The following is an 11838-nucleotide window of genomic DNA, read 5'->3' as shown; positions in this document are numbered from 1 at the left end:
CCCAGTAGCTATCCTGCGCTCGCACGCATAACAGCGTGAAATCAATGGCTTATGTTTGTGATCGAGTCAAAGTTCGGGTTAGTCATCGGCGTGGGCGCATTCACTCCGGACGCCGTCGAAATCAGCAAAGAGGTCGTTGATGGCAGCTTCGTGGTTCTTGACGACCCGGTGGGTGCAAAGCACGAGGCGGGAGACTTGATTCAGGCCGGCTTTGACTGGACCCGCGCCGGTTCTTTGGCACAAGCGATCCAAGGTCAGCTCAGCCCCGATGCACCGGTTTTCTTCAAGAGCGTCGGATGCGCGGCATGGGACCTGGCCGCGTGTCGTGTGGCGCGCAACGCGCTAGGTTAATCAGGGGAAAAAACCGCCAGGCGCTATCGCATTGGCGGTTGAGCAATTCGCGTTCGGTCAGCATCGATCCGGCATTGCCGCGTTAAACCTGCTCTTCTGCTAACGGCACAGATACCTCGGGACGCGCTTCGTTCTCCTTTGCATCATCTTTTGCAACTTCTCCGTGGTCGGAGCGAACCCGCCCGAGCAGCGCAAAGACCAGAACGGCTGCCACCAAGGTCAGGATGATCGCGACCCAGAGAAGCTTTTTGAACGCAAGATCATAGGCGAGGAGAAGGTGCGCATGATCGAAGCCCGAAAGGATCGATCCGGCGTTCGCCAGCGTTCCGGCGGCAAGTTGCGCCGCACCTGACGCCAGGGTATCCGGATTCTGATCAGGCCTGATGTCGGTCAGGGTTTGCTGGGCGAAAAACGCCAGCAATGAACCCACAATGGCCATGGCCGTGCTATCGATCGAGACCCGCAACGCGCCGAAGATACCGACAGCCATCCCGGCTTTGTCGCTAGGGACGACACTGACGGCAAGGTTATCCATCAAGCCCCATGGGATGGCCGCGCCCAGGCCTATCAGAAGCAGGTCCACGCGCATCAGGATGCCATGATCTCCGAGTGGCACCTGGGTGAGCAGAAAGAGCCCGGCGACCGAGATGAGCATGCCCAGACCAGAGAGGATGCCAACCGGAATGAATCGGGTAAGCATTGCCGAAAGGAACGGGACAAAGAGCAGCGGCGCTGAAAAATAAAGCATCAGTATCCCGGCATCCAGCGCATTGAGCCCTTCAATCCCGATAAAACGCAGCGGCAGAATGACGAGCAACGCAATGTAGGAATACGCGGTCGCGAGCGGCAGAAGCTGGGCGCCCACAAAGCGCGGATAGCGGAACAGGCTGAGATCGAGCATGGGATTCAAGACTTTCATCTCGATCACAACAAAAAGGACCAGCACCAGCGCGCTCGCCACAAGGAGTCCCAGGACAAGCGAGCTTGTCCATCCATGCACCGGGGCTTCAACCACGGCGAAGGTGAAGAGCGTCAGCATGAGGGTGAAGGTGCCGGCACCTGCCCAGTCGAGACCATGCGCCGCAGAATTCTTGCTGTCCCTCATGTAGAAAATGCACAGTATCAGCGCGATAAAACTGATCAGCGCACTACTGAGAAAGACCGCATGCCAACTGGAAAAAGCGATCAGCATGCCGGCCAGAGTCGGACCGAAGGCGAGACCTGCGCCAAACGCAATGCCAATAAGACTGAAAATCCTGACGCGCGCCGGGCCTTCAAATTCCTGGGCCAGCATTGACACGCCGCCGGCATAAGAACAGGCAGCCGCAAGGCCATGCGGAACGCGAAGGAAGTCGAGCCACAAAACGCTGGGTGCGAACGGCATCAGAAGCGAAACAATCGTCATGACCAACATGCCGGCGAAGAAGATTTTCTTGCGGCCATAGTGATCGGCAAGCGCGCCCGCCACCATCAGCGTACTGCCGCAGGCGAGCATGAACGCATTGGTGATCCAGGAAAGAGCAACGGTCCCTCCCGCGAGGTCACGGCTGATGAAGGTTTGCGCGGCGGGCCCTGCCGAAAGACTTAAAGGCAGGCTAACGCAGGCCAGAATCACCGCGATGAGAACAAGGGCTTTGCCGCGCGCGGACCGCGGCGCTGTCGGAGAAGCATTCGTGGAACGCTGGCGCATCAATAAGATTCCCTAAGGTTCATGCGATACACGAGCGGCGCAATAGGCGTCTCCCGGTTCCGAGGCATGGGGTGAATCCTAGGGGTGTCGGCGTAATGAATAAAGAAAGACGATCCGAATTCATCTGTCGGAAAACACGAATAATGGAAGCCGTTAATTTTCGACGGCACAACAGCGCAAAGAGCACGGCCTTTGCTTGGAGCACGGAGGGATTTTGAGTGAGCTCAGTGAAGATTACTTCCGATCGTTCGCAACGGATGAAGTGATGCCGAAGCATCACCCGTTACCCGATCCACCAGATTCCGCACGACCGGCGACAGGCCATTGACACGATGTGCAAATCCCGGGCTTGCGACCCTGTCGGAACTCCCGGCCACGCATCGCTCGTCACGCATCGCTCGTTACAACCGCTGTACGGCGAGACTTTCCATGACATAAGGTGCGAACCGGAAGTCGCGGATCGCGACAATACGGTCGTCGGCCCAGTCCAGCAGGATGACATACGCGACGCCGGCGGCGGCCACCATCGGGTCGGTGACCAGCAGGACAGGACGATGCTCCGCCCAGCCCAAGGCGAGCGAACAACTGGGCGCCGCTGCATAACGTGTGAAGTAGATCGAGACGTCCTTGCGCCCCGAGAGACGCGTTCGACTCACGAGGTCGAGGCGGACTTCCTCGGAAAGCAGATCGCGCAATGCGTCGAAGTCGCGGGCGTTAAAGCGCCCGGCGTAAGCGAGCAACCGCTCACGATCGGCATTGGCCAAGCGCGGCAGCGCAACGTCGGAAACGTCGACCAGTTCCTTGAGCCGGCCGCGCCCCCGGTGCAGCGCGGCCTTGACCGCGGGAACGCTGAGGCAGAGAATCGCGGCCGTTTCCGTTAGCGAATAGCCGAGCACATCCGCGAGCACCACGCATGAGCGCTGGAGGATGGACAAATGCAGGAACATGGCGAGGCTCGCAGCAGCAGCCACTCTGACATCGGCCTGGGCCGCGTGGTCCGCCAGATTCGCCAGTGCTTCGTCGGACTCTACAAGGCCTTGCCGCTTGCGACGGCGCAGCGCGTCCAGCGCCGCGTTATGAGCAATACCCAGCAGCCAGCTTTCCGGGCGCAGGATCTCGCCGGCGGCCGGAAATGCCGCGGCCGCATTGAACAGCGCCTCCTGGACGACATCTTCGCCGTCGAAAGCGGAGCCCAGCATACGCGTGCAATACCGGTGCAAACGCGGGCGCATTGCCGCCATCAATTGAGTCAGTCCGTCCGAATCCAAAGCGCAACCCTCCGATTAATCCAACACGCCGATATCGGATAGACGTTCCGGCTGCCGAAAAGGATGCGGCTCTACAAAAATTCTTGTAACTGCGCATCCTTTTGCTTGTCGCTGTCGTCTTTACGTTTATCGGCGCACACCGGCGCCGGAACCGTGAAAGGAAAATATCATGCAACGACTGACCTTGGTGCGCTACACCATCAAACCTGAACAGATAGCGGAAAACGAAGCGCTCTCGCGGGCTGTGTTCGATGAGCTTCGGGCTACAGCGCCCGAACGCGCAGCCTATGCGCTCTTTAGAAACGGCCGCGAGTTCATTCATGTCTTCATGAATCTCGCCGCTGACGATTCGGCGGTCGTCACCGAGCTTCCAAGCTTCAAGGCGTACCAGAAAGATTTCGCAGGACGCTGCGAAGCGCCGGCCGAAGTCTTGCGATTGAGCCTCGACATGCTGGACTCGTACGGGTTACCCGATGGTTCGGCAGCACGCTGAATCCGGCCTGGATGGTTGGACGCATGAAGACGCGAGGTCATTCGCATCTGGCGGGTCCTCGCTACGCTCTACTTACGTCTGTCCTTGCGCAATTGTCTGCCCAACCACTAATCTGTGGTCGTCAGGCGTCGCCACGGTAAATTCGCGCATGGGGTAAGGCCGGTCTGTCGGGGGACTCAAATGACAGCCCCTTTAAGTGCAAACTCACTGTGAAGGGAGCAACTCATCCGGTGGGGTGATGGGAAAATCATCTCGCCGCAAAACCTTTCGATCGGTGTGTCAACGACCGAACTTCGCGACAAGGAAGGGCTTGTTTTCGCTCGCACCTTTCCTCACAGCCTGTTGCTTACGCCGGTGCTGGCAGGCATTACCCTCGTGTTCCAGTTCGTTCCACCTTGGGTGATATCGCACTGATCGAGCCACGTGCCTGATTTGCCCAGCCGCTTCCCTGACGTGACAGCGCAACCGACGACCCAAATGCGTCGCCTTATTGTCGACAGGCGTGTATTCTTTACTCCGGCAAAGGGCAGCGTTGTAGTGCTCCTGCAGCGCCTTTGTAGTGCTCGACGGCGGAAGAACTCTTTGCCGGCCGCTGCCGGGACTGACCACATTTGTTTGTGGCGAGCGCCCACAAAAGCTATAACGGCAGCGCGCTATCATATTGGTCTGGGGACGCTGTGAGCACCCCGAAGGACACCCGAGACATGGCAAACTATTCATCACTGGTTCGAGAAAGGCGTCCGCGTGTGCGCGAAACCACCGCTCCAAAACGGGCGGGGATTACAGTCAACGACCTCTACGAGCAATTGAAGGAGATGGCGGTTCTGTACACCATCCGCCCGGGCGAACGCGTCAATGAACTTGAGCTTGCAGCGAAGTTCGACGTCAGCCGAACACCCCTGCGCGAGGCGCTCAATCGCCTGGTCGCTGAAAATCTGCTGCACTTCGTTCCAAATCGCGGTTTCTTCGTAAGGGAGCTGCATCGTCAGGACATCTTTGATCTTTTCGAGCTACGGCGCAGCATTGAGTCTTCGGCTGTTCTGCTTGCGGTAGAGCGAGCGGATCTGAAGGACATTCGTGCACTCCGGAAGTTCTGGAAGGATGTCATGAAGAGCAAGGTGCAAGCGCCGGCAGCGGAACTCACCAGCAGGGATGAGGAATTCCACGTCCGGCTGGTCGCCCTGTCCGGGAACAACGAAATGGTCCGTGCGTTATACGGCATCAACGCCCGCATCCACTTCGTACGATGGGTCGACCTGGAGCAACGCGGTCACGATGCGTTCTCGGAGCATCTGGACATTCTTGACGCCATTGAGGCGCGCGACGTGGAGCGTTGCCGCGAACTGACGGAAACGCACATCACCTGGCGAATGGAAGAAATCGCGAAGGTGGTTGACGCAGGCGTCGTCAAGCTCTTTTCGCGATAAGCGTCACAAACCAGGCTGCATACCTGCAAGGGCGCGGCCCAGATCGATGCGCCGGCCGCACATTGCCACTCGGCAGCCTTCTGCGGCGAGCGTTCTGGAAAACTGGAGTCCCAGCCCGCTGAATGCGCCGGTCACCAGGACAAGCTTGTCGGCGAGTTCAAATCGAAATGTCATGATGAACGGGATCCGATAGTGAATAACCGCACTCAGGCCACCTGCTTTAATTCGATGACGGCATGGCCGGACAGTTGCGCGACAGCACTGCGCCACTCCTCATCCAGCGCCCGAAAGTTTCGCTCCTTGACATGCCCGTAGCCGCGTATCTTCCCGGCGATCGAAGCAGCGCGCAGAGCAGCGTGGTGATTGCGGACGGTACCGTGCGTCACGATCTGATCGACGGTCTCTTCATATCGGGTGATCAAACCGCGCTCCATCCTGCGCTCAGCGGTATAGCCGAAAATATCGAACGGCGTTGCGCGGAGGACTTTCAGTTTTGAGAGCACCCTGAATGCGGGCAACATCCACGCGCCGAACTCCCGCTTGACGGGTTCGCCAGTCTGTTCGTCCCTGCGCGCCAACAACGGCGGCGCCAGATTGAAGGCAATCTTGAAGTCACCTTCAAACTGCGCCTTCATGCTCTCGATAAATTCTTTCGACGAGTGCAGCCGGGCCACTTCGTATTCGTCCTTGTACGCCATCAGTTTGAAATAGACCTCGGCCACAGCGCGGGTCACCGTGTCTTTTCGTGGCGAGACAATGCGCTCCCAGTCGCGGACCTTGCCAACAAGCGAACCATAACGCTCCCCGTAAGCTGCATTCTGGTAGCCGGTCAGGAACTTCACGCGACGCTCGATGATCTCGTCAAGCGTCGTCGAGATCCTTAAGGACTCTCTCGACTGTTTCGCCGCCTCAATGATTTTCTCTGCCGCGTGCGGAGAAAGAGCAGTACGGCGCCCCCACAGAAATGCATCCTTGTTCGAGGCCACGGCTGCGCCATTGAGCTCGATCGCGGCATGAATGGCGTCGGCCCCAATCGGAATCAAGCCCCGCTGATACGCGTAACCGAGCATGAACATGTTGCCGGCCATGGTGTCGCCGAAGAGGCCCAATGCATACCTGGTCGCATCGACGAACTCGACTTGATCGCTGCCAACCGCATCAGTCAGGCTCGTGCGCAAATCCGAGGCGGGGAACTTTAAATCCGGGTGCCGCGTAAATTCACCCGTCATGACTTCGTGCGTGTTGACCAGCATCCGCGTGACACCGTGGCGAGTCGTCGACAACGTCTTGCGGCTGGCTGCGACCACCATGTCAAAGCCAAGCACCACATCTGCACCGCCCGTCGCAATCCGGATCGATTTGATCGCAGCAGGGTCTTTCCCAAAGCGAAGATGCGACCACACGGAGCCGCCCTTCTGCGCAAGCCCTGCCATGTCGAGGATGCCGCAGCCCTTCCCTTCGAAGTGCGCAGCCATTCCGAGGATCGCCCCGATGGTCACCACGCCTGTTCCGCCAACCCCTGTCACGATGATCGAGAAGATCCCGTTTTCAAGCGATGGGATTTCGGGTTCGCCAAGCGCGGGGAAAAGGCCCGCGTCCGGTTTCACCGCTCCAGCCTTACGAAGTTTCCCGCCGTGAATGGTCACGAAGCTCGGACAGAAACCGTTGTTGCATGAGTAGTCCTTGTTGCAGGAAGACTGGTCGATCTCGCGCTTGCGGCCAAACTCGGTCTCGAGCGGGACAAGCGATACGCAGTTCGATTTCACGCCGCAGTCGCCGCATCCTTCGCAAACGAGATCGTTGATCACCAGCCGTTTTGCGGGATCCGGAAACTGTTGGCGCTTGCGCCGCCGGCGCTTTTCCGCAGCACACGTCTGGTCGTAGACCAGCACGGTCACACCGGCAATGTCCCGCAGTTCCCGCTGCACCTTCTCAAGTTCGGAGCGGTGATGAATCGTCACGCCGGTCGCCCAACCGGCATTGGCCGGATATTTCGACGGGTCATCGGACACGACCGCAATGCGCCTGACACCTTCAGCGTGAACCTGCGTGGTGATCGTCACGGGACTGAGTTGACCGTCGTGGCGTTGGCCACCGGTCATCGCAACCGCGTCGTTATACAGGACCTTGAACGTGATGTTCGTGTTCGCCGCGAGCGCGGCGCGAATGGACAACAGACCGGAATGGAAATAGGTCCCGTCGCCCATATTCTGGAACATGTGAGCGCGTTTCGAGAACGGTGCCTCTCCCACCCAGGCCATCCCTTCCGCACCCATCTGCGTGTAGCCGAGCGTGCTGCGCTCCATTGTCTGCGCCATCCAGCTGCACCCGATCCCCGCGTACGCCTTGCTGCCCTCCGGAATAACCGTCGAAGAATTGTGCGGGCATCCGCTGCAGAAGTAGAAGCTGCGAAGCATTGGTTCTGGTGCGAATTCCTTGTGGCTCAAATCACTAAGTATAGCTACACGATCAGCAATCTTCTCGTCGGCGGAAAAACTCGCAAGCCGTTCTCCCAATGCAATGGCTATCTGCACCGAGTTCAGCGACATCTCGACCGGAAACAGTTTCTTGCCCTTTTCATCGTGCTTGCCGATGACTACCGGCGCGTTGGGCGCGCGGTAGAGAATGTCCTTGATCTGGAATTCGAGAAGGCTGCGCTTTTCCTCCACCACCATCAAAAGATCCAGGCCATCCGCAAACTCCCGCAAGCCCTCGGGCTCCAGCGGCCACGTACACGCAACCTTGTAGATCGCCACGCCCATTGCGGTAAGTTCGGTCTCGCCGAGATTGAGATCGTCAACCGCCTGCAGGACGTCGAGGTAGCTCTTGCCGTGCGTGACAATGCCAATCCGGGCACCGCGATTTCCCAGCGTGACTTTATCGAGCCGGTTCGCACGCAGGAATGCGCGCACCGCATCCAGCTTGAAGTTGTGCAACCGGAACTCCTGATCTTGAGGAGTGTCTGGTTGCCGGAGGTTAAGGCCTCCGGGCGGCATGTCGACATGCTCCGGAAGCACGGGCACGACACGCTCAGGATTCACATCGATAACAGCCGATGCATCCGCCGTGTCCTTGACGCATTTCAAGCCGACCCAGCAACCGGAGTATCGCGACAATGCCCATCCGAGCAGTCCATAGTCAAGAATCTCCTGTACCCCGCTTGGACTCAGGATAGGGATGGACGCGTCGAGCAGCGCAAATTCGGATTGGTGACAGGTGGTGGACGACTCGCACGTGTGGTCGTCGCCCATCAGGACCAGGACGCCGCCGTTTTTCGAACTGCCAGCGAGGTTCGCATGTCTGAACGCATCACCGCTTCGGTCGACACCCGGACCCTTGCCATACCAGATCGAAAATACTCCGTCGTACTTACCTTCCCCGTCGGTCTCGGCCTGTTGCGTGCCCCATACCGCAGTAGCAGCAAGGTCTTCATTGATACCGGGAACGAAGACAACATTGGCATCGGAGAGAAATTTCTTCGCCTTGCCCAGTTCCGCATCGTACGTGCCGAGCGGAGAGCCACGGTATCCGGAAATGTAGCCGGCAGTGTGAAGCCCGTTGGCCGCGTCACGGCGCCGCTGCATCAAAGGCAGCCGCACCAGGGCCTGCACGCCGGTCAGGAAGATGCGTCCAGTATCGAACGCGTATTTGTCATCGAGGGTAACTTTGCGCAGTGCCACGTTCACTCCTGGCTGCGGATTTCGCCGCCGCGGATTGCTCTTTCCTGTCCCAGGCATCGTCGCCGCGCTCGAGCAAGGAGCGGGCAATGACCATTTTGTGGATTTCGGATGCGCCGTCAACGAGGCGCGCCTGCGCGCATACCGATACATCCACTCAAGCAGCGTGTCCTTCGAATACGCGCTTGATCGAACCCTCCATGCAGCGTGCAAATCCGCAAGATCTAAACGGTGAAAAGTTTTCCGAACTGAGGGAGCCGGTCGTTCACGCCAGCCAGACGCAGAGCGTGCCAGGCCATGGCGTGATTGCTCGACATGACTGGTTTTCCGAGCACCTTCTCAATGTTCACAACATCATCAACCAGCCTCAAGGAAGTACACGACACAAAGACTGCGTCCACCTCCTCGTGCCGGCCGAGCGCGATCACCGCGTCTCGAACCGATGCGGCGTCAATACGTGCAACCTCGTTGTCATTCGCATGCTCGAAGGAGCCCATTTGCACTACGTCAATACCGCGCGCGCCAAGATAGTCGCGCATCGATTCATTGATCTTTTGCACGTACGGCGTAAGCAGGGCAATGCGCCGTGTGCCCAACGCATTCAGTCCAATGCGAGAGGCTGTGATAGGCGTCGTGCAGGCGACGTTGGGGCGGGCTTCCCTGATTCGTTCGAAGATCTTTTCTTCCCCGAGAACCATCGAGGCCGATGTGCAGCCGAAAGCCACTACATCAAGGCGTTCGCCTGGCCGGATCACCGCGACACCCGGTGCAATGAGACCGTCCATTTGCGCGAGCGTTTCCGGACTTATGTCGGCGGAATTCAAGATCCTGCTTTCGTAGAATCCGACGCCATCGAGGGTGAGCATCTTGCGCCATTCGTATTCGATCGTATGGTCCGTTGCCAGCACGACCAGGCCGATTGCCGCCCGATGCGAGATCCCATTGTCGAAGCAAAACCCGAACCGATGGTATTCGCCGGTACTGTCCAAAGTGTCCATTTGAAGAATGTCCTGGTTAGGCAGATCGCGGCCGCGGCCGCCACTTATCGTCACTTATCGCCGTGAGATATCGCAGGAACAGCACGCTGACGACGCCCTCGTCCCATGTGAATCGAACGCATCTGTACGACATCAGTGTCGACACTATCAGATCAAAATTAGATGTTGCAAATGGTGGTTTCACCTGAGCGTTTACAAGTCCGCCCGAGCAGGATTTGCTGCGTTGCAGCCAAACGGTGCCGTTGCATTTGTTTTTTTGTTTATCTACATTGGTGTCGACACTTTATTGGATCAAACTCGTTTCAGGGATAAGATCAGCCATGGAAATGCGGGAAGCCCGAGACAGCGGGCGCATCAGGTGAACGCCTGTGCCCTGGCAGCAATGAGATCAAGGACATCATGAAAGTTATCGTGCTCGGCGGCGGCGTGGTCGGTGTGACAACGGCGTACCAGCTACAGAAGGACAGCCATGAGGTCGTGATCATCGAACGGCAGCCCGTGGTCGCTGGTGAAACCAGTTGGGGCAACGCCGGAATGATCGCACCCGGACACTCTTTTGTCTGGTCTTCGCCCAAAGCGCCAATGACCTTGCTCAAGTCCCTGGTGCTGAAAGATCAGGCGCTCCGGTTCAGGTTCTCCGCCGACCCCCGGCTGTATAGCTGGTCGTGGTTGTTCCTGATGGAGTGCACCGCGGAAAAAGCGCGCCGTAACACCCTGCTCAAGCATCGTCTGGCTGCTTACTCGCAGAAGATCTTGCAGGAGGTGATCGCTGAAGACCCCGTTGATTACGATCGGAACGCCCGTGGCATTCTATATTTTCACCGGAGCCAGGAAGCGCTGGACCGTGGCGTCGCACACATGAAGCTGCTCGAATCCGACGGGCAGCTCATTACGGTCCTTGACCGCAACCAGGTCGTCGAGCTCGATCCGTCGCTTGCCACCGCAAAAGACAAGATAGCGGGCGCTATCCACTGTCCGACTGATGAGACCGGAGACTCCGCGAAGTTCACTCGCGCCCTTGCAGAAAAAATTCTCGCGCGGGGCGGCACGATCCTGACGGATACCACCATCAACGGCTTTGAAACCTCGGGTCAGGACGTGACGGGCATCGCAACTAGTAAAGGCTTGATCAAAGGCGACGCGTACGTGCTGGCCCTCGGCAGCTACAGCCCGGTCCTGAGCCGTCAGATTGGCGTTAATCTTCCGATCTATCCCATCAAGGGATACTCCCTCACCATTCCGATAGAGGGACAGCCATCGCCCCCGAATGTTGCGGCGGTCGACGAGCATAATCTGGTCGCAGTCTCGCGATTCGGCGACCGGATCCGGGTCACCGCGACAGCCGAATTCGCCGGCTTCGATACCAGTCACAAGCCGTCCGACTTCGCGTTCATGAAGCGCGTGACACAGGAGCTCTATCCTGCTGGCGGGAACTACGATCGTGCGGAGATGTGGGCCGGGCTGAGGCCGATGACGCCAACCAACTTGCCGTTTTTTGGCCGCAAGAAGTATCGCAATCTCTATTTGAATACGGGTCACGGCCATATAGGCTGGACCATGTCGCACGGTTCGGCTCGCATCACGGCGGACTTGATTGCAGGACGGACACCAGCCATTCCAATGGATGGACTGTTGGCGGATTGATTGTCGACGACGCCGATCTTTGCAGGCCTGCGTGAATCGGATTCTTTCCGGTACTGCGGCAATCAATTTATTTCGGATCACTGATATATTTTTCTTGCTGCGATTTCCCAAGCCAAAGTTCGATTTATAAAGGCCGACGATGCATTTCCGACAACGCAGTGTGAAGGCGCTCAGACAGGCGCATCGCCCACGGTGAAATTCCCCGATTCCAGATCTTTCAAAATACCTACACTTTTTTGATCGACTTTGCCAATCAACGAATAAAGCATAGAGTCAGCGGGACAAAAACG

General features: G+C 58.1%; 8 protein-coding genes and 1 pseudogene. 4 read left to right on the top strand and 5 right to left on the bottom strand.

What is annotated here, in order from left to right:
* Positions 1-78 precede the first annotated feature (78 nt).
* A pseudogene (locus tag AWB69_RS07225) lies at positions 79-351 on the top strand (delta(1)-pyrroline-2-carboxylate reductase family protein); the annotation flags it as partial.
* A gap of 82 nt (positions 352-433) precedes the next feature.
* Here the strand turns inward: AWB69_RS07225 and AWB69_RS07220 are convergent.
* Positions 434-2041 (bottom strand): MFS transporter, encoded by a 1608-nt coding sequence (locus AWB69_RS07220; RefSeq protein ID WP_062083709.1) that lies wholly within the window; start codon positions 2039-2041, stop codon positions 434-436.
* A 401-nt stretch (positions 2042-2442) separates the two neighbouring features.
* A complete protein-coding gene (locus AWB69_RS07215) occupies positions 2443-3309 on the bottom strand; it encodes an RNA polymerase sigma factor (protein ID WP_062083707.1) in 867 nt (288 codons plus the stop codon).
* A gap of 169 nt (positions 3310-3478) precedes the next feature.
* On the opposite strand from AWB69_RS07215, the gene AWB69_RS07210 reads away from it, so the two are divergent.
* Both AWB69_RS07210 and AWB69_RS07205 read left to right on the top strand, forming a co-directional pair.
* Positions 3479-3802 carry a hypothetical protein gene (locus AWB69_RS07210; RefSeq protein WP_062083704.1) on the top strand — a complete coding sequence of 108 codons (324 nt, stop codon included), beginning with the start codon at positions 3479-3481 and terminating at the stop codon, positions 3800-3802.
* A gap of 704 nt (positions 3803-4506) precedes the next feature.
* On the top strand, positions 4507-5229 hold the full coding sequence (locus AWB69_RS07205) for a GntR family transcriptional regulator (RefSeq protein ID WP_082913293.1): 723 nt from the start codon (positions 4507-4509) through the stop codon (positions 5227-5229).
* 3 nt (positions 5230-5232) lie between these two features.
* On the opposite strand, the gene AWB69_RS46865 is transcribed toward AWB69_RS07205, so the two are convergent.
* The 3 genes from AWB69_RS46865 to AWB69_RS07195 all read right to left on the bottom strand — a co-directional run bounded on the left by AWB69_RS46865 (position 5233) and on the right by AWB69_RS07195 (position 9904).
* Positions 5233-5403, bottom strand: coding sequence for an SDR family NAD(P)-dependent oxidoreductase (locus AWB69_RS46865; RefSeq protein WP_082913292.1), 171 nt, complete (start codon positions 5401-5403; stop codon positions 5233-5235).
* Between the two features lie 32 nt (positions 5404-5435).
* Positions 5436-8909 (bottom strand): indolepyruvate ferredoxin oxidoreductase family protein, encoded by a 3474-nt coding sequence (locus tag AWB69_RS07200; RefSeq protein ID WP_062083702.1) that lies wholly within the window; start codon positions 8907-8909, stop codon positions 5436-5438.
* 221 nt (positions 8910-9130) lie between these two features.
* Entirely contained in the window at positions 9131-9904 is a 774-nt protein-coding gene (locus tag AWB69_RS07195; protein ID WP_062083700.1) for a maleate cis-trans isomerase family protein, read from the bottom strand.
* Between the two features lie 399 nt (positions 9905-10303).
* Here AWB69_RS07195 and AWB69_RS07190 point away from each other — a divergent pair, with 399 nt between their 5' ends.
* Positions 10304-11548 carry a D-amino acid dehydrogenase gene (locus AWB69_RS07190; protein WP_062083698.1) on the top strand — a complete coding sequence of 415 codons (1245 nt, stop codon included), beginning with the start codon at positions 10304-10306 and terminating at the stop codon, positions 11546-11548.
* Positions 11549-11838 lie beyond the last annotated feature (290 nt).

It is taken from the genome of Caballeronia udeis (genome assembly GCF_001544555.2).
Classification (GTDB): Bacteria; Pseudomonadota; Gammaproteobacteria; order Burkholderiales; family Burkholderiaceae; genus Caballeronia; species Caballeronia udeis.
The sequence above is the reverse complement of the archived record's forward strand: the minus strand, read 5'-3'. Positions and strand labels throughout refer to the sequence as shown.